We start from the raw sequence: 19,070 nt of genomic DNA, 5'->3' as shown, positions 1-19,070 counted from the left end.
CTTTTATTTGTATATTGCTAGAAAATTATCATTTTTATTTATGAATAAGGCTACGTACCGATTTAAGCTAAAAACTAGATTTTGATCCTATAACAACAGTGGCATCTAATTCCTCATCTCTAGTCACTTTCGTGGTAAGCCCAGCACCAGCAAAGATTTCAAAGGTCTGAGTTGCCTGCATTTCACTCGTCTCTATTAAAAGATGCCCTCCCGATGCGAGCCAGAGAAATGCTTCTTTTGCTACTCTTCGCTGAATGTCGAGTCCATCCTCTCCTCCGTCTAGCGCCATTTTCGGTTCATGTAGACGGGCCTCCTGTGGAAGCAGCTTTATTGTCTCGGTAGGAACATAAGGTACGTTTGCAACTAGGGTATTCACATGGCCTTTAAGTGCGTGAGGCAAAGCTTTATACAAGTCACCTTCAAAAACATGGCCACCGAAATTTGTTACGTTGCGGCTAGCACATCGTACTGCGACAGGATCAATGTCAACAGAATACAATTCAATTCGTCCTAAAGCTGCCGCCAGAGCTACACCCACAGCACCTGAACCGCAACATAGATCAACGACGATATCACCAAAGCATAACAGAGCTTCTGCTTGGCGAACAAGAAACTCGGTACGTTGACGAGGTACGAAAACACCTCGGTCGACTTCTATCCGCAACCCACAAAATTCTGCGTATCCAACAACATATTCAAGTGGCAAACCATTGGCTCGCATTTCCACCATTCTCTTGAGCTCCTCTGGAGTTCGGGCTGCTGAAATAAGTAACCGGGTCTCTTCTTCTGCGAAAACACAACCCGCGCTCTGAAGTCTGTTAATTATACATTTTTCCGTTTTATTGTCCAAAAAGGAATTACATTCTTTTCCTATTTATCTCACCACTTTTTCTTATTTATAACCCTGTATTCGCTAAAAATTGGATGTATCCTTTTTAACAAAGTGGTCCTATTCAAAAAAATACGCCCTTATTCAATTAAATGACCCGATTGTTGAACAAAGAAACGTTCTACACAATAGAAAGTTTCATTATAATATCCCAATATAACCTTATAAATGATGCACTAAAAAATAAAAAGGAAGCTAGATTTTACTAACTTCCTTTTCTTATATCTATTTAAGATAGTATTATATTTCCACACTTTCTTTCCCTTTTGCAACATAACTCATATCTCCAACCGACTCCACTGTGTATGTTCCATCTTGATATACAATCTTCGTCACGCTAGCATTTTCCACTCCAAGTTTTGTTTTGCTACTGTCTAACATTTCTATTAAGGTAGTAATCAAAAGCCCATGAACGACAACTAAGACGTTACCGCCACCATTTTCAGCAGCTTCTTCACTAATTTTATCTATCTCTGTTTTTATACGAGTAGAAAACAATTCCCAATCTTCCGCCTGTTTTGTCGGATCTGCTACTCTAATAAGATTAATCACTTCTTGAATAGAAAGCTTCAAGAGTTCTTCTGGTGATGCAACGCCTGCAGCTTTTCCAACCACATCCCACATATTCTCAAGTTTTTCACCTTCAAAAATACCGAAATTTAATTCTCGCAAATCTTTTCTTTGCTCAAGTTTTAATTTTGATTGCTCACTATATTTTAATACTAAATTAGCAGTTTCAATTGCGCGGCCGCTATCACTACTATACGCATTCATAAAATGAATATCTTTTAATCCTGTTCCTAAATTTGTGGCAACTTCAACACCTCTTTCTACTAAAGGAGAATCTGCCCAACCTTGCGCGCGATGATTCGTATTTAATATTGTTTTACCGTGTCTTGTAACATATAACGTCACTACATTCTCATTGCTATGTGTTTCTCGCTTATTCATTTCATTCTCTCCCTTTACGTTTCTATATCAATTTTACCACCTCAATTATTCATTGAGCAAAATATACGTCAGTAGATCCGCTTAATAAAAAAAGCTATCTTTCTGTATATCCATACAAAAAGATAGCATCTTTTATGATTACATTTCTTAACTGGTACTCCTATTCAGCAAAAGCACTCGAATATTGTACAATTCCTTCTACACCTCGAAGAGAATTTTCTGTTAATTCCATTATCATAAATACCTCTTCAGGCACTTCAAACAGTGCTTTTACATTCCACTCACTTGCTTTCTTAAAACCAAATTTCGGGTAGTACTCTGGATGTCCTAATACTACAACTGATCCGTATCCAAGTTGTTTCGCTTTTTCTAAAGCAGCCGTAATCAGTTTTCCACCAATTCCTTTCTTCTGATGGCCCCTAGCAACTGAAACTGGTGCAAGTGCTAACGATTCTACAGAAGTTCCATCTTGTTCTATCGCAATTTTAGATAACATAATGTGACCGACTATTTCCTCATCTACTGCAACGATTGATAACTCTGGAATAAATGCGTCACACTCTCTAATACGTTTTACAAGTTCATGTTCCTTTTTATCACTAAACTCTTCATGTAAAAATGCTTCTTTTACAACTTCTTCTGTTTTTCTATAATCATTTTTTTGTTCTTGTCTAATCGTTACCATTTTAACTTATCCTCTATTCTTTCTTATTTCTTTTTGAATTTTACGAAGTGCTTTTTTCGATCCGCGCTCAATATCGTGTTGCATTTTTCTCTCTTTATAATCGACAAATAGTGTATTTAAATCGTATCCCTCTGGATATAACTCCTTCGCTGCTACCTCTAAAGTAATACGTTTTACATTTACTTCAACGAATTCACCGTTATAATATACAACGACGTTATAAAAATTATCTTTTTCCTTATAGATGATACCAAAATCATCATAATCTAATAAATTCACACGATCGCCGATTTTGTACTCATAATGAAATTCTCTTTTTTCTTGTACAAATTTCGGTTTTCTAATTTTACTTTCATTCACTTTTTCTAAAGCGTATTCTTTATTTCCCATGTACTCTTTCGCTCTTTTCAGCACATGTTCTTTTACGCTCATTTTATTCGCAATCCAAAGTGCATTACTTTCTCCTGATTTTCCGATAACTAATTTATAAAGCGGCTCTAGCGTTTCACTATTAAACTGCATCGCTGCATTCATAAAGTCATCGTGCATTTCTGAGAATCGTTTAATTTCTCCGTAATGCGTACTCGCAACGGTAATACATCCCGTAAGGTACAACTCTTCTAAAATAGATATTGCAAGTGCTGCACCTTCATTCGGTTCTGTACCGCTTCCTATTTCATCAAATAAAAGTAACGTATTATTATTTGACATCCTCATAATCTCAGAAAGATTTTTCATATGAGATGAAAATGTACTTAATGCGTTTTCGATACTTTGATTATCACCAATATCTACAAATACATTTTCAAAAATAGCGATTTCTGTACCTTTATCTCCTGCAATATGAAGACCTGACATTGTAGCTAATGTTAACAATCCAATCGTTTTTAACACAATTGTCTTTCCGCCCGCATTCGGCCCTGTAATAATTAAACTACGATACTCTTGACCAATTTTAAAATTTAAGGGTACAACTTGCCCTGTTAAAAGCGGATGCTTACAATTCACTAAATGAATGTAGCCATGATCATTTAACTTCGGTTCTATTCCATCAATCGATTTACTAAACTTCGCTTTTGCAAATACCATATCATACTGACTAATTAGCTCCATATTAATCTTTATACTATAAATGTTTTCTAACACCATTCCTGATAAAGTCGCTAAAATTTGATATTCTTCAACCGCTTCTTCTGCTTTCAAACCCGCTAGTTCCGCATTCAATTTCGTAACCGTATGTGGTTCTATAAATACAGTAGAACCTTTTGCCGAGGCTTCAATAATACTTCCAGCAACTTGGTTTTTATAGGAAGATTTAATTGGAATCGTATAACGGTCATCCTTTTTACTAATAAAGAATTCCTGAATGAATTTCTTATTTGCACTACTATTTAAAAACTTCGTTAAACGTTCTTTTATTTTCCCATCTACAGAATCGATATTATTTCGAATTCGTTTTAACTCTTTACTTGCAGCTGCATCAATACTATTTCCTTTAATTGAAAAGTTAATTTCCTCTTCAATACTTTTATATTCAGTCATTGAATTTGCATAAGAAGCTAATACTGGTGCAAAAAATTCTTTATCTAACATAAACTTTTTAATCTTTCTACATCCGCGTAAAAAGTCTGAAACACTGACTAATTCTTCTGGATCTAAAATCATCCCTTTTTCTAATTTTTGAATTGTACTAGCAATATTAGAAATGCCGAAGAAAGGAACATGCCCTTCTGCATCTAATATAGCTCGTGCTTCTGTCGTTTCATTCAACCGATTTCTCACTACTTTTATACTCGTACTCGGCTCTAATTTGTTTAATAATTCCTTACCTAATCCACTTACACAATAAGATTTCACTATATCCTTTAATTCGTTATATTGTAGCTTTTCAAAAGTCATCGTATTCATTTTGTTTCTCCTCACTATGATTGATTTTTATCATAAATGAAGATACCTACTCATTAGATTCCAATGAGTCATATATAAAATTCCATAATTATACAATAAAAATATATACAAAAAAGCTGCGGGGATACCGCAGCTTTTACATTTACAAGGCATTTGTAATAACATATGAGGAAATAAGCCATAAAAAATAGATGGCAGTCCCTTATTACACGCTTTATAAAGTATTGTAGGTATCTTCATAGGTTTTGAAATAAAGGCATGACAAAATTAGGGGTATGATGTACATAAAAATCCCCTGGTCTTATCCGATTTATTTCATTAAATTTTTCCTATTTAATACCTACCGCACTCACAAAAAGCACCTCTCATTAATTTATATTATAGTCATTGAAATCTAATTTATTGAAATCATCATACTATATGTTACGTGAGAAGTAAAGGTGTCATACTTTTATAACTATACAGAATGTAAAAAGGAAGAGGAAAACTTATATTTCAGTCTACCTCTTCTTTTTCATCACCAAATTACTGCTGAACATATATGGAAACTGATCCTCCACTTACTTGGAATTGTCCCCAACCATCCTTATTAATTGTTACAGTATTTGTTTGATTACCCGTAATATCGTACCATACTTCACCTGCGTTATTCTTCCCAACATCCATCCACTTTGACCCTCCTGGTCCATCAGAGATTAATGTTGCTAAACCAGAATTAGCATGTACACTATCACCTTCTCTTGTCCAGCCAATCACATCTGGATGATCAAAATAATCACGCTGCGTACCATATGCAAAGTTTTTTCGTGCCGTCAAAATCGGATCAATTTTATCCTTTAACGCTGGAATTTCATAGTTACTATTTCCTTTTGTACCATAGTAATCACCATAGAAAACAGAAGGATACCCCTCTGCACGCGTTAAAATAAATGCATATGCCAGCGGCTTGAACCAAGGGCTCACTACAGATTCCAATGACTGACCAGGCTGTGAATCATGATTTTCAACTAGAGTAACCGCAAGTGTAGGATGATTCGCAACTACCGTTCCTTTTAAAATATTTCTCATATCATAATTTCCATTTCCTGTTGAAGCATAATGAAAATTATAATGAAGTGGTGCATCGAACACAGATTGATTATAATTAACCTTCGCTAAATAATTATTTAAAGTCTGGATATCATTTTGCCAATATTCAGCTACTGTAAACATTTCTTTCCCTGTTTGCTGTCTAACGTGATTTACCCAATCGCGCAAGTATTCATGATCAATATGTTTAACAGCATCTAAACGAAAACCATCTAAATTTAATTCATTCGCATACCACGTTCCCCATTTTTTCATTTCATTCGCAACATCTGGATGATCAAAATCAAGATCCGCATACATCAAATAATCATAATTCCCATTCTCGCTAGACACTTCCCAGTCCCATGCTTTACCTATGCCCCTAAATTTATAAATTCGGTTTAATTTCCTTCCTTCATCCCAATCCGTTCCATCAAAATGATACCATTTCCATTTGAAATTAGAATAAGAATCTCCACGCCCTGGAAAGTTAAATCCCGTCCACGCACTAATTTCATAATCACCTGATACTTCAATATTCCGATTGCTCGGGTCTACCTCAACTGCTGTGACAGTTTCTGTATAATCAGCCCCACCTTTATGATTCATAACTACATCACCGTATACATTGATGTTTTTCTTATGTAAAGCGTCAATTGCAGACTTCAATTGTGCTTTCGTCCCATATTTCGTCCGCACTGTTCCCTTTTGATTGAATTCCCCCAAATCATATAAATCATATGCTCCATATCCTACGTCATTTTGCGTAGTTCCTTTATATGCAGGTGGTATCCAAACAGATGTAATTCCTTTTTGCGCTAAATTTTCAGCATCAGTACGCAAACGATTCCAATGATCTCCATCATTCGGAGCATACCACTCAAAATACTGCATTAACGTTCCATTGTTAACTGTATCTGCATATGCTTTACTCCCCCCATATATACTAGGTAAAAACATAACAACTGACAATCCGACTATTGTTATTCTTTTAAACATCTGTACACCATCCCCTTCCAAGAAAGCGTTTGCATAGTTTATCAGAATTATTATAATATTCGTCCCACCGTTAGTAAAGTAGCAATCTCTCACTCTCTCATATTATTTTTAATCTAATTTCAAATATTCAACGTAGTTTTAATTTCACATCCTATTCAAGATTGTTTACAATTTACCTATAAAAGCATAACGGAGGGATTTCGATGACAGACTTTCAAAAACAATTTTTCGCACGATTACATATAGAAGAAAAAGACACAGTTTCATTTGAAGATTTATCTAACATTATGTACGCAATGGCACAAACTGTTCCTTTTGAAAACTTAAATATTCTCGAAAAGAATTTTAAAGAAATATCAAAAGAAAATTTGAAAGAGAAAATTTTAGTAAATAACCGTGGCGGTCTTTGTTATGAACTCAACCCTACTATGTATTACTTCCTGAAAGATTCTGGATTCGATGTTCATCTCGTTTCAGGAACAGTTTATAACGCTGCAAACTCCATATGGGCTGTTGATTCTGGCCATATCGCAACCGTTTTAACACATCATAATGAACTTTATTTAATTGAAGTAGGATTCGGATCATACTTACCTCTTGCCCCTGTCTCTTTCTCAGGTGAAGTCATTCACTCTATTACAGGAGATTATCGTATTCGTAAAGAAATGACCGAAAAGGGAAACTACATTTTAGAGATGCGGAAAAACAATGAGTTCTTGGATCAATCTTCTGCTGATGATTGGACGTTAGGCTATGCATTTTATATAGAAGAAGTGGATGAAGAAAAAGCAAATACAGCACAAAAAATTATCGTTGAACATGAAGGATCACCCTTTAATAAAGTACCTCTTATTGTAAAACTAACTGAAGATGGGCATGCCTCTTTAACGAAAGATAGCCTTACAGTAGCAAAAAATGGTAAAAAAACGAAAGAAACCGTTACAGACATGCAATATACAAACCTTTTACATTCAAAATTCGGAATTACACTATAAGTAAGTAAGCCTTGTTATTTCAGCAGGGCTTTTCAATTTTCAGCAGGGATTTTTTGCAATTTGTTGTATTTCATAGTTATATAGAAATATAACTACATGTTTAGAAAGGAAATGATTATGACAGAACTTAAAGATCGATTACAAGTAGCTGATATAGAAAAATGGGATTTAACAGACATTTACCATACAATTGAAGATTGGGAAAGTGATTTTCATAAAATTGAAGTATTAACGAAGGAATTACACGAGTTTAATGGAAATATTCACGATGGCAATAGTTTATTAGCTTATTTAACGAAGAGTGAAGAAGTTTCTAGCATAATATCTTTAATGTTCGCTTATGCACGATTACAATCTGACCTTGATACACGCGATACTGACGCGCAATCTCTTGTCGATAAAGTATCACAATTACACGTGAAAGTAAGTGCAGCGAAATCTTTCTTTTCCCCCTTCTTACTTAGCATAGACGAAAACACATTACATTCTTACATAGAAGAAACAGAAGGCTTACAATATTATAAAGAAGACTTATTTGAATTATACCGTTATAAAAAACACGTATTAAATAAGGACCAAGAAGAAATTTTATCACAAATGGGTGAAGCTCTTTCTTCTCCACAGCACACATTTGGTATGTTAAATAATGCAGATATATTATTTGGTGAAGTGACGACTGACGATGGAGAAAAAGTGAACTTAACACGCGGAATGTATGCAAAGTTAATAGAAGATACGAATCGTGAAAAGCGTAAAGAAGCTTATAAAGCATATTACAAACCATATGTTCAGTTAAAGAATTCCATCGCATCTACTTTATCCGCTGCTATTAAAAATAATGTTACTGTTTCGAAATTAAGAAACTATCCATCAGCGCTAGAGAAATCATTATTTGGCGATATGGTTCCGAAAGAAGTATATGAAAACCTAATTGATACAACGAAAAAAAACATTCAAACATTACATACATACAATGAAATTCGAAAAGAAAAATTAAACGTAGATGAACTAAGACAATACGACTTAGGCGTCGATTTAGTAGAAGGTGCAAAACAAGACATCCCATATAGTGAAGCATTTGACATTATGATTGCATCACTAGCTCCTTTAGGAGAAGAATATATTGAGACATTAAAAAGTTTTAAAGATAAAAGATATATAGACGTAAGAGAAACACCAGGGAAACGTTCTGGTGCTTATAACTTTGGTGTATACGGCGTTCATCCTTTCATTCTTTTAAATCATCACGATGATTTAAACAGCCTGTTCACTCTTACTCATGAATGCGGTCACGGTATGCATACGCACTATTCACATGGATACCAACCAAGAATTTCTGCACATTATTCTATCTTTGTCGCAGAAGTCGCTTCTACAGTAAATGAAGTGTTATTAATTCACTATTTATTAAAAGAAGCAAAAGATACGAACGTGCGTAACCATTTAGTTAACCATTTTATTGAGAAATTTAAAGGTACTTTCTTTACACAAATTATGTTTGCAGAATTTGAAAAAATCACACATGAAATGGCTGAACAAGGTAAACCATTACATGCACAAGTCTTCAGTGAAATTTATGAAAAGCTATTTAAAGAATATAACGGTGATTCACTTGTATTTGATGAAGAAGTAAAATACGGATGGGCTAGAATCCCTCATTTCTATCGCCCGTTTTACGTATACAAATATGCAACTGGATTCGCATCTGCCATTCAAATCGCTGATAAACTATTAAGCCGTGATCCGGATGCTCAGAAAAATTATATTGAATTCCTTAAAGGCGGAAGTTCAGACTACCCATTAAACTTATTGAAAAAAGCTGGCGTCGATTTAACAACGCCAGAACCGATTGAAAGTGCATTAAAACAATTCACTCAACTTGTTGAGGAGTTTTCAACATTATAAAAAGCATGCAGAGTATATGCTCTGCATGCTTTTTATTTGAATTACTCTATTCTATATGCTGCTGCGTCACACAATGAATCATACCACCGTATGCATACAATTCGTTAACATATATACCGACAATTCTTCTCCCTGGAAATTGACCTTCAATGATTTGAAGCCCTAATTTATCATGTTCATCACCGTATATAGGTACCAATACAACTTCATTACCAATGTAAAAATTTAAGTACGATCCTTTACAATCTGCTTCTTTTACCACTTTTCTTGTTACTGGTACTGGAATGAGCTGAAATGGCTTTCCATCTATATTTTTCGCTTGCCGCAATTCTTGATAATGCTTTTCGTACGCCTCCAAAAGGTATGGCTCTCCTTCATCGAAAGGATCATATTCATACAGTATCGTATTTTCATTTACAAACCGTGCCGCGCCATCAATATAATAATCCGTATCTTCATCATAATTATCTTCTCCGCGTATACCAGTTATCCATATAAAATTTGTTACTCCTAAATATTTCGTTAACTCCATTTCAATTTCTTTCTGACTTAGTGTGGGATTTCTATTTTCATTTATAATAGACGTTTTCGCCGCCATTAAGGTCCCGTTTCCGTTTATCTCAATTCCCCCACCCTCTAGACAGACACTAGATTCAACTTTTGGAATACGATACATTTCACTTATTTTATTCGGAATATTAGCGTCTTTTTCGTACGGATATTTATTTCCCCAACCATTAAATATCCAGTGCGTTAGGCAGCGATTCCCTTCCTTATCCGTTACAAAAATTGGTCCGTTATCTCGTATCCAAATATCATCAGTTTCTTGAATTAAGAAATCAATTTTATCCATATTCACGTTAGCTACAATTAACTTCGATTGGACATGTATTTTCTCTTCTTCATCACATACAACAATATGGACATTTTCTCCATAGTGAAGCTCCTTTGCCATCGATATCCAAATATCATCTAACTTAGCTCTGTAACCTTCACCTCTATGTGCTTTATCATGTGGCCATTGGAGCCATGTACCTTCATGTTTCTCCCATTCCGCAGGCATATAAAACAAACTATTTTCTATATTTCTCATACGTGTTCACCCCTTATATGAATGTACGTACAGTCTATACTTTGACATCGTGTTAAGGTCAACAGGAATATCTTCATTTACTTGTAGAGCAACTTTATAAGGTGATTCTTTATTTCTCCTTTTTATTATGATAAATTGCTTTCATACATAGAATAAGGATTGACATAATGTTAATATCAATCCTTATTCTCATTCTATTTTCATAACTAAAAAACAAATTTGTGTCACATACTCTTCTGCTAAACAATCACATTCAGGTCCCTTTATATAAACCTCATATGGCGAATTAATTATTACATACCCATTTCTTTCAATCCATTCTTCTAACGCTATATAAGCGTAACCTATATAGTCGTAACTTCCATAATGCATAGTAGTAACGATATGATGTGGACTTAGTTGTTTCATTTCATACTCTTGCGCTACGTCATCATCATTCCCCTGCATAACCGGAATTCTTAACTCAATATCACTGTTACTCGGAATATATTCTTCATCATAAAAGACTGCAGATGGAGAACCGACTATTTGAAAGTTATTTTTTTGTACCTCTTCATATAAGTCATAAAAATAATCATCCATATCATCTATATCTATTTTTACTCTTTGAGTAATTAACGTTACTTCGTTACTCATTCCCATTAATATATCGTAACTTCTATGGCGTGCAATATTTAGACTACTATTCACCATTACCATTTCATTCATTTCTGAAATAACCTGTAAATTTTGCTTCACTTCCTGAGACAACTCGATAATTTGTGATTGTATATGTTGAACAAACGAATCTTGATCCGATGACTGCAAAACAATTTTAATTTTTGGAAGAGGAAATTTATACTCCCTTAGCTTTTTTATTTTCAATGCTACTTCCAGCTGCTCTTGTTCATAATACCTATACCCATTAACCGGATTCACATATGCCGGTTTTAATATCTCCTCTTTGTCATAATGTCTTAACATCCGCGTACTCATTTTACAAATCCGAGAAAACTCAGCGATGGTATACATATCAATACTCCTTGAATATATTTTCTTTTCATTACTTATTTATTAAAACCAATCAAAAATCTTCTTCATTGAAAAATTTTCATTCTGATTTTTCAATCTTCTCATTTTCGAAGGTAACAAATGACTTGGACAATACCACGTTAAACAATTCATCGCGCCTCCCATTGTTGATATTTCTCCTACATGAATTTGAATAACTTGTTTCTCCGTATACTGTTGAATATATCGTAAAACTTCCTCATCTTTAGCTAGTCCAAACTTAGGAACATAAAGAGCATCACATGATTCTAACATATTTATATACAACCCTTTTGCCGATGCTATCTCTTGATCATATTGTCCTTTCTCTGTATATGATGAAGGAACAACTATAAATTCAGCTTTTGGCATTTGTTCTTTAATAATCTCTTGAACACTATATCTAAATTCATGATCCCCTAAAAAATCACTAATAAACATTGTATGTTCATCAATAAATTTAACCATTCCGTCTGCGTGTGCTAGTACATCCCCTTCCTCAGCAGGAATAATAATAACTCGGCTCACATCTAAATCCCATTCTAACTGCTCAATAATTTCCTCTTCTGTCCAATCATCGTTATCATCAAATATGCGTTCTGTTAATATTACAGTATCTTTTTTATTCCAAATAAGATTACCACCATCTAATATTAATGGGGATTTTACATATTCAAAGTCATTCTTTTTCAACCATTTATTAAATTGTTGATCTAAATATCGCCCTTGATCATTTGGCAAATAATTTGGTCGATATTTAAATTTAACTAGATGATTTGTGACAACCGGTGCAACATCTCTTAGCCAAATATCATCATACTCAAAACAGCTCGTATGAAAGTCTTGTTCTTCAACAGATAAAGATATAAGTTGATCCGCAATTGATTTCTTTTCATTTAAACATTCATTAAAGTAAATCAAGTCTTCATAAAATGGTTGATAATATTCATTTGATTCGTCTGGTATTGCAGTAAAAATAATGCCATTATGTTTTTGTTCCATATTATTTACCTCACTTTTTAATAGTAGTTACATAACTGATTTTACAAAGTCAACTATTCCTAATTTTATGTCTTTTGTCGTTACAACTCATGCAACATGTACATTTTATGAATGGATTATAGCATGGAGAAATATTATATATTTATATAAAAAATATAAGGCTGACGTTAAGCCTTAAATTGACTCTTGACAAGTTTTTTAAATACCATATTTTAAAACAACAATAAATGATTAAATGATAACTCGATTCATTACCATCCAATTTCAGTTCTTGTATAAACTGAATGACTTCTTTCATAAGAAACACACTTAGAACAACCCCTAAGCAAATTAAAGCTACATTTAAAATGTACTGTAAAACGATAGGGAAATACGAAAAAACTATTTTAAAATTCTTTAACACAAACATTTTTCTCCTTTACCATATAAAACGAAAAGCGAATATACACTATAATTTATTTATCATTACATTAAAATTTTATCATTATAAATAATAAGGAACGACAAAATAGGTAATAAGATTCCACCTATTTTGTCTATATAGCAGAACAACGAAATTACAATCAATTACTTCAATGCAATGGGTTGTTGTTGTGTCACACAATGAATCATACCGCCGTTTTTATACAACTCTCTCACATCAATACCGACTACTTTATGACCTGGGTATAACTTCTGAATCGTATCGTTTGCGATTTTATCATTCGGATCATTATAATTAGGCACTAATACAACTGTATTTCCGATATAATAATTGATATATGACCCCTTATAATCGAGAGTTTTTCCATTTTCTAAAGCAACCTTTTCTTTACTAAGCGGCAAGTATTCATACTTATATTTCTGTCCTGAAGCATTTTTTGCATCTAACAATGTATCCATATCTTTATTAGATAAACCCCATTCGGCTAGGTCATCTTCTTTCATCGTTACAATGGTAGATTTATTATGGAATTTAGCAAATCCATCAATATGAAAGTCCGTAATATCTAAATTAGGTACTCCGTCTAACCAAATAAAGTTTGATACCCCAAGGTCACTTATATATTTTTCAATTTCCTTTTCTGATAAATCAGGATTTCTATTTTTATTCGTCACCGCACTTCGAGTTAATAAAGCAGTCCCATTGCTGTCTAATTCAATTGCGCCGCCTTCAAGGACAAATTTTCCCCAATCAACTCTTTCAATTCCTGATTGTTTACTAACATTTTTACGTATTTGAGCATCATTTTTATACGGTGTTTTCTTCCCCCAACCATTAAATGCTGGATCTAATATTTTGAGATTTTTATTGCTGTCATAAATAAAAATTGGTCCACTGTCCCTTGCCCATACATCATCAGTAGGCGCGATAAAGAAATCAATCTTCTCCATATTTAACCCTTCATCTGTTAAAAGGTTATTGATTCTTTCTTTTTCTTCCTGGTCATATGCAACAATGTGGACTTTCTCACCCTCAGTTAAAGCACTTGCCATCTTAACCCAAATAGGTTCAACTTCCTTCTTATACTCTTCACCATATGTGTATTCATGTGGCCATTGCAGCCATGTACCTTCATGTTTATCTTTTTCATCTGGCATCGTATATTTCCCAGCATTTTTCTGTACCTCTACTTTTTCCCCTTCTTTCCCTTTAACATTTTCATTGTTCCCCTCAAAAGAGCATCCACTAATAATCGTTGTAGATAATGTAGCTATTAAACAAAACTTTATTGCTTTTTTCATTTTTTCAACCTCCTGTTCTTGTCTCCAATAATGTAAAGCTTCACATAGTGTGAAGCTCAAGCTTTTTTATCAATGTAAAAATTACCAATTGTTCTTTGCATTACTTAACATTTAACTACCTATTTAGATTTATTCAAATGCCAATCGCCTTTCTTACCTATTTATCCCGTTATTTATGGGCAGTAAGACCCCCACCTCAAAATTCAGCGGAAGCAAAGAATTTAAGTGGGGCCCTGTTGCCCGTAAAAGCCCGATTGATGAGGGCTTCTACTCAGTGGTGGATGAACAAAGCCTCTCCACTGATTAAAGTTTCACTTTATTCAGTAAGTAACAATTTACAAAATAAAAAAATCGGTATTGATAATTCCATATCAATACCGATTTTTTATAATTATTTTCCTTCTATTAAATCATTCGCCATTTTCCTAAATTCTTGATTAAATGCATCATTCATACCATTTTGGACGTTAGAAAATAATATGACAAACGTTCGTTTATCCCAGTTAAAATTATTAAAAGTGTTCCAGCCAGCTAATACACCGTGGTTATGATAATAATCTGGGTAAATATAGAAACTAAATCCATATTTTCTTGCAGGTGATGCAGAAAACATATCTGATACACTTTGTTTAGAAAGTAGTTTACCATCCATAATAGCTTCATCTAACTTTTTCATATCTTCAACAGTCGTATACATTTCACCACAACCATACAGCCAGTTCATTTTTAAGCGAGGTGTGGCTATTAACTTATTATCTTTTTTCGTATACCCTTCTGCTAAGAAAATATCTTCTGGGAGTGTTGCGCCCATTCCAGATTCATGCATTTCAACAGGATTCAAAATATTTTCTTTCACATATTCAGCAAGTGGTTTATTTGATATTTTTTCTACAATATATGCAAGCACCATATAATTATAATCTGTATATTTCCATCCTGTCCCTGCTGGAAATTGTAACGTTTGTGCCCCAATCCACGTTACTAATTTTAACCGTGATGCTGCGTCAACACTACCTTGTCCCTGTTCTGGTAATCCAGACGTATGTGTTAACAAGTTTCGTAACGTAATGTTTTTATCTGCTGGAAACGATGGGATATATTTATTTACATTGTCTTCAATGTTCAACTTCCCTTTTTCTTTTAGTTGCATAATAGATATTGCAACAACTGTTTTCGTAATAGAGCCAATGCGATATTTCGTTCTTGGCGTTGTTAGTACTTGATCTTTCACATTCGCATAACCGTAGCCTTTTCGTAAAATGACATGACCTTTACTTGCTACAAGAACACTCCCATTAAATCCTTTATCTTTTAAGTACTGATCTAGTTTTCCAGCTGCAATTTCATAACGCTTTTTCTCATTCGCATCAATTTCCTGCTTAACATCTTTTTGCTTACTATTTACATTAGAAAATGCCTTTGCATCATATTTTTTTCCTTTATTTGCATGTATTAGTGTAACAACACTTCCACAAAAAACAGCAAAAATAAAGAAAATGATTAACCATTTCTTTAACATACTAGGAGCCCTCTTTTATCTAGTTTCACTTAACGTACATCCATTCTATTTTATATCTTTTAATTATCAAGTATATTATAATATTATTTAATATTCACTCTGTTAAAACTAGATTCCTTTTTCTCACTTTCAATTTTGACTACTCTCTATTGTATTTCTTTCTCGCAAAATTTCCAACATACAATCGGATGCATTACAATATAATTTCAAATTCTTTTGTAACATTTGTTACATACTAAAAAGAATGGAGATGTAATATGAAAAACACCGATAAACGCAATTGTTTAGATGATAAGATGTTTCATTATCGGATAACAAAAAATAACATGTTATTAATTGAATATTACAGAAAACAGATTATGGCATTAAAAGGAAATGATGCTGAAAAATTTTTAAATAAAATAAATCATGCAAATAACAATAAAGAAAAACAGCTAATTATGGCTAAAATTACAGGTAATTTCAAAAGAGGTAATGAACGAAATTGAAAACGAATCTCATTTACATTTTGATTATACAACAAATAAAAAAAGAAATGTCGCTCATTCAACATTTCTTTAGACTTTCTTCATAAAAAATTTACATTGCTAACATTCCTTCATTTTCTATACTTCCTATATAAGCTAACCGCTGAAATAGTTAGTAATACAACTATGCATAACCACGCATACGTATATCCCTTCTTATCTACAATATAACCAAATAAAGCAGGCGCAGCAATAATAGCAATTTGATTTAATGTAAGTGCAAAACTCACTGTCATCCCTACCGATTCTTCACTTGCTGATTCCGCAACTTCAGTTATAAAAAGACTAAACCATCCAATTGAAAAGAACCCTAACAATGCACTTACACCATACAATACATTCGTTATTGTATGTATGCTCATTACTAATATTAGAATGAAGAAAATAGAAATACAAACAGTTATAAATAAGAGGGTACGCCGATTTCCCTTATAAAACAAATCACTAGTAGCTGCTAATATAACCCTACCAACCATTCCAGAAAAGAACATAACGGAAAATACTTTTCCAGCTAAAATTGGCGTGATTGATTGTTCCAATACTAAAAATTTTATAAAGTGTGCAACTAACACCATTTGCAATGAAATCATACAAATGCCAGTTATATAAATTGCATACAATTCTTTTTTACACATCACTTCTTTTAACTGCATCCAAAAAGAAAGTTTACTACGTTCTTGTTTAACTTTCTCTTGAATATATGGTTCCTTATAAAATATAAAAAATAAAAACCCTCCAATTATACAAATACATGCAATGCTATTTACCGCATAGGCCATATTATATTTTATTGTAAGAAACGGGATCAATACTCCCGCTAATGTACCACCAATCGGTATACCGGCTTGTCTAATCCCCATCGCTAACCCGCGATTTTCTTTTGAGAACCACTTCATTATCACCTTACTTCCTCCTGGCTGCGAAACACTATAAAACGTTCCTACTAATAAAAGTACAAAGAGTAACCCATTAAATCCATTGACCATATTAGTCAGTAAAAACGAACTTCCTAGTAAAAATGAACTTATCGAAATTAACAACTTTTCATTGTATTGATCAAGTAGCCGCCCGACAAAAAGCATACAAAATAGCGGTCCTATATTTACAACACTTACTAACAATCCAATCTCCGTATTCGTAAGTGCATATTCTTCTTTCCAAAATAAAGCAAACGCTCCAACACCATACGTTATAAGTGTCGCTGTTGTTTGAGCAACCGTCGCAAAAATTAACATAACCCACTTATAAGTACTATTCACCCTTTCTTCCATTAACACAATAATCCCTCCATCCCCTTCCATTGTATGAAAGTTCTGATATCATATAAAATAAAGATTTATCATGTAATCCATCAAAAAAAATGATACCTTTTCTGGAGGGATGATACTTGGATATAAAAGATTTAACTGTATTTTACGAAGTTGCGAAAGAAAAAAACATATCTCATGCAGCTAAAAATTTAAACTATGTACAGTCTGGCGTAACAATGCGTATGAAACAACTAGAAAACGAATTAGGTGTGCCTTTATTTTATCGAAACGGAAAAGGTGTAACTTTAACTTCTAACGGTGAGATTTTATTAACATACGCCAAACAAATTATCCACTTAATGGATCAATCTGTTAAAGCAGTTCAAAGTAATGGGATCGAACCAAGAGGCACTTTAAAAATTGGATGTACAGAATCTACAACCGCTGTAAGACTTCCATCTATATTAATGGCCTATTATGAGAAATACCCAAAAGTCGAATTAATTTTAGAATCAAATACGACGGAACAATTAATTAGGCTTGTACTAGAACGAAAACTGGACGGAGCGTTTATAGCTGGCTCTACTCAGCATGCTGAACTTCATACAAATATATTTCGTGAAGAAGAATTAGTTCTCATTAGCAAAAAGCCTTTATCTTCCTTTAAAGACATAGGAGACATGAATTTACTTGCATTTAGTCACGGGTGCTATTATAGAAATTTATTAGAAGATTGGCTTCAAGAAGAAGGAATTTCACCTAAGCGAGTATTTGAGTTTGGAACAATTGAAGCGATACTCGCATGTGTAAAATCAGGTATGGGCATAGCAATTATGATGAAGTCTATTTTAAATGGTCATAAACATGACATATCATTCAATCCTTTACCAAATAGCTTCAAAAAAGTTCCTACTACTTTTATTACTAGAAAAGATATATATCACTCTGCTGCATTACAAAAATTTATGGAGATGAATCACAATGCGTGAAAAGAAAATACGTGGTATGAAACGAAAAACAAACACTATGATAAAGCGAATTGAGGAACATACAAAAATGTTCCCTTCTACTTTCTATAACGATGAATACTGGAATATGCCTTTACCAGTTTCTCAAGCTTTTATCGATTCTTGTAAAACGCCTAGAAAAGTAAAACGATTATGTATTCAAACCTTATTAAATCAAGCAAATCATTTAATAAATATGAAACCGAGCGATACACATACATATCGAGTTGTTGTTTTGATTTCTATAAATAATTTGTGGGATTCGCAAATCATTATATTTAAAAATGAGGACTACTTTCATAATTTCTTTAATAGAGATAGTGAATTTCAAAAATGGATTCTTCTTTCAAATGAAATTGATTTTTGGGAGACATGGGAAATTTCAGTTTGTCATTCCTTCAAAACGCTTCACTTTCAAGAAATTATTTATGATGCAGATGAATGCTATGAAAAAGAGATTACGTTTATCGGGGAGTTAAATTAAAAAGGGTATACCTAAAACACTGGTATACCCTTTT

General features: G+C 33.4%; 16 protein-coding genes. 5 read left to right on the top strand and 11 right to left on the bottom strand.

What is annotated here, in order from left to right; all coding sequences use genetic code 11:
- Window positions 1–67: 67 nt before the first annotated feature.
- From AC22L0_RS19425 to amyS, 5 genes are all read right to left on the bottom strand, one after another.
- Window positions 68–850 (bottom strand): putative protein N(5)-glutamine methyltransferase, encoded by a 783-nt coding sequence (locus AC22L0_RS19425; RefSeq protein ID WP_002196763.1) that lies wholly within the window; start codon window positions 848–850, stop codon window positions 68–70.
- A 279-nt stretch (window positions 851–1,129) separates the two neighbouring features.
- Entirely contained in the window at window positions 1,130–1,840 is a 711-nt protein-coding gene (locus AC22L0_RS19420; RefSeq protein WP_001042056.1) for a histidine phosphatase family protein, read from the bottom strand.
- A 160-nt stretch (window positions 1,841–2,000) separates the two neighbouring features.
- Window positions 2,001–2,525, bottom strand: coding sequence for a GNAT family N-acetyltransferase (locus tag AC22L0_RS19415; protein ID WP_000256464.1), 525 nt, complete (start codon window positions 2,523–2,525; stop codon window positions 2,001–2,003).
- Window positions 2,526–2,531: 6 nt separating this feature from the next.
- Window positions 2,532–4,433, bottom strand: a complete 1,902-nt coding sequence (locus AC22L0_RS19410) for an endonuclease MutS2 (protein WP_001095188.1) — start codon at window positions 4,431–4,433, stop codon at window positions 2,532–2,534.
- A 525-nt stretch (window positions 4,434–4,958) separates the two neighbouring features.
- Window positions 4,959–6,500 (bottom strand): alpha-amylase, encoded by a 1,542-nt coding sequence (gene amyS / locus AC22L0_RS19405; RefSeq protein ID WP_087965031.1) that lies wholly within the window; start codon window positions 6,498–6,500, stop codon window positions 4,959–4,961.
- A 203-nt stretch (window positions 6,501–6,703) separates the two neighbouring features.
- On the opposite strand from amyS, the gene AC22L0_RS19400 reads away from it, so the two are divergent.
- Together AC22L0_RS19400 and pepF are read left to right on the top strand one after the other, a co-directional pair.
- On the top strand, window positions 6,704–7,495 hold the full coding sequence (locus AC22L0_RS19400) for an arylamine N-acetyltransferase family protein (RefSeq protein WP_087965033.1): 792 nt from the start codon (window positions 6,704–6,706) through the stop codon (window positions 7,493–7,495).
- A 117-nt stretch (window positions 7,496–7,612) separates the two neighbouring features.
- Window positions 7,613–9,400 carry an oligoendopeptidase F gene (gene pepF / locus AC22L0_RS19395; protein ID WP_000137545.1) on the top strand — a complete coding sequence of 596 codons (1,788 nt, stop codon included), beginning with the start codon at window positions 7,613–7,615 and terminating at the stop codon, window positions 9,398–9,400.
- 46 nt (window positions 9,401–9,446) lie between these two features.
- Here the strand turns inward: pepF and AC22L0_RS19390 are convergent, their stop codons facing one another.
- From AC22L0_RS19390 to AC22L0_RS19370, 5 genes are all read right to left on the bottom strand, one after another.
- Window positions 9,447–10,493: an agmatine deiminase family protein gene (locus AC22L0_RS19390; RefSeq protein ID WP_087965035.1), complete on the bottom strand. Its 1,047-nt coding sequence runs from the start codon at window positions 10,491–10,493 to the stop codon at window positions 9,447–9,449.
- Window positions 10,494–10,682: 189 nt separating this feature from the next.
- A complete protein-coding gene (locus tag AC22L0_RS19385) occupies window positions 10,683–11,504 on the bottom strand; it encodes a MerR family transcriptional regulator (RefSeq protein WP_000287985.1) in 822 nt (273 codons plus the stop codon).
- A gap of 42 nt (window positions 11,505–11,546) precedes the next feature.
- The gene (locus AC22L0_RS19380; protein ID WP_016111440.1) at window positions 11,547–12,524 is read right to left on the bottom strand and encodes an agmatine deiminase family protein; all 978 of its coding nucleotides are present in this window, start codon (window positions 12,522–12,524) and stop codon (window positions 11,547–11,549) included.
- A 567-nt stretch (window positions 12,525–13,091) separates the two neighbouring features.
- Window positions 13,092–14,249 (bottom strand): agmatine deiminase family protein, encoded by a 1,158-nt coding sequence (locus tag AC22L0_RS19375; protein ID WP_000709177.1) that lies wholly within the window; start codon window positions 14,247–14,249, stop codon window positions 13,092–13,094.
- 391 nt (window positions 14,250–14,640) lie between these two features.
- Window positions 14,641–15,768: a serine hydrolase domain-containing protein gene (locus AC22L0_RS19370; RefSeq protein WP_000915165.1), complete on the bottom strand. Its 1,128-nt coding sequence runs from the start codon at window positions 15,766–15,768 to the stop codon at window positions 14,641–14,643.
- Between the two features lie 257 nt (window positions 15,769–16,025).
- Between AC22L0_RS19370 and AC22L0_RS19365 the strand changes: the two genes are divergently transcribed.
- On the top strand, window positions 16,026–16,256 hold the full coding sequence (locus AC22L0_RS19365) for a hypothetical protein (protein ID WP_087875626.1): 231 nt from the start codon (window positions 16,026–16,028) through the stop codon (window positions 16,254–16,256).
- Window positions 16,257–16,366: 110 nt separating this feature from the next.
- Here the strand turns inward: AC22L0_RS19365 and AC22L0_RS19360 are convergent, their stop codons facing one another.
- On the bottom strand, window positions 16,367–17,596 hold the full coding sequence (locus AC22L0_RS19360) for an MFS transporter (RefSeq protein ID WP_002000388.1): 1,230 nt from the start codon (window positions 17,594–17,596) through the stop codon (window positions 16,367–16,369).
- A gap of 86 nt (window positions 17,597–17,682) precedes the next feature.
- Between AC22L0_RS19360 and AC22L0_RS19355 the strand changes: the two genes are divergently transcribed.
- Together AC22L0_RS19355 and AC22L0_RS19350 are read left to right on the top strand one after the other, a co-directional pair.
- Window positions 17,683–18,534 carry a LysR family transcriptional regulator gene (locus AC22L0_RS19355; protein WP_087875627.1) on the top strand — a complete coding sequence of 284 codons (852 nt, stop codon included), beginning with the start codon at window positions 17,683–17,685 and terminating at the stop codon, window positions 18,532–18,534.
- A complete protein-coding gene (locus tag AC22L0_RS19350; protein WP_087875628.1) occupies window positions 18,527–19,036 on the top strand; it encodes a DUF3916 domain-containing protein in 510 nt (169 codons plus the stop codon). The genes AC22L0_RS19355 and AC22L0_RS19350 overlap by 8 nt, the downstream gene beginning before the upstream one ends.
- The last annotated feature ends 34 nt before the right edge of the window (window positions 19,037–19,070 follow it).

This window comes from Bacillus sp. LQ01 (assembly GCF_057624735.1).
The sequence above is the reverse complement of the archived record's forward strand: the minus strand, read 5'-3'. Positions and strand labels throughout refer to the sequence as shown.

Excerpts from the sequence above, each read along its gene's own strand:
- AC22L0_RS19380 (WP_016111440.1), bottom strand. The coding sequence starts at position 12,524 with ATGGAACAAAAACATAATGGCATTATTTTTACTGCAATACCAGACGAA.
- AC22L0_RS19390 (WP_087965035.1), bottom strand. The coding sequence starts at position 10,493 with ATGAGAAATATAGAAAATAGTTTGTTTTATATGCCTGCGGAATGGGAG.
- AC22L0_RS19410 (WP_001095188.1), bottom strand. The coding sequence starts at position 4,433 with ATGAATACGATGACTTTTGAAAAGCTACAATATAACGAATTAAAGGAT.
- AC22L0_RS19400 (WP_087965033.1), top strand. The coding sequence starts at position 6,704 with ATGACAGACTTTCAAAAACAATTTTTCGCACGATTACATATAGAAGAA.
- AC22L0_RS19350 (WP_087875628.1), top strand. The coding sequence starts at position 18,527 with ATGCGTGAAAAGAAAATACGTGGTATGAAACGAAAAACAAACACTATG.
- pepF (WP_000137545.1), top strand. The coding sequence starts at position 7,613 with ATGACAGAACTTAAAGATCGATTACAAGTAGCTGATATAGAAAAATGG.
- AC22L0_RS19385 (WP_000287985.1), bottom strand. The coding sequence starts at position 11,504 with ATGTATACCATCGCTGAGTTTTCTCGGATTTGTAAAATGAGTACGCGG.
- AC22L0_RS19420 (WP_001042056.1), bottom strand. The coding sequence starts at position 1,840 with ATGAATAAGCGAGAAACACATAGCAATGAGAATGTAGTGACGTTATAT.
- AC22L0_RS19360 (WP_002000388.1), bottom strand. The coding sequence starts at position 17,596 with ATGGAAGGGGATGGAGGGATTATTGTGTTAATGGAAGAAAGGGTGAAT.
- AC22L0_RS19370 (WP_000915165.1), bottom strand. The coding sequence starts at position 15,768 with ATGTTAAAGAAATGGTTAATCATTTTCTTTATTTTTGCTGTTTTTTGT.
- amyS (WP_087965031.1), bottom strand. The coding sequence starts at position 6,500 with ATGTTTAAAAGAATAACAATAGTCGGATTGTCAGTTGTTATGTTTTTA.
- AC22L0_RS19375 (WP_000709177.1), bottom strand. The coding sequence starts at position 14,249 with ATGAAAAAAGCAATAAAGTTTTGTTTAATAGCTACATTATCTACAACG.
- AC22L0_RS19365 (WP_087875626.1), top strand. The coding sequence starts at position 16,026 with ATGAAAAACACCGATAAACGCAATTGTTTAGATGATAAGATGTTTCAT.
- AC22L0_RS19415 (WP_000256464.1), bottom strand. The coding sequence starts at position 2,525 with ATGGTAACGATTAGACAAGAACAAAAAAATGATTATAGAAAAACAGAA.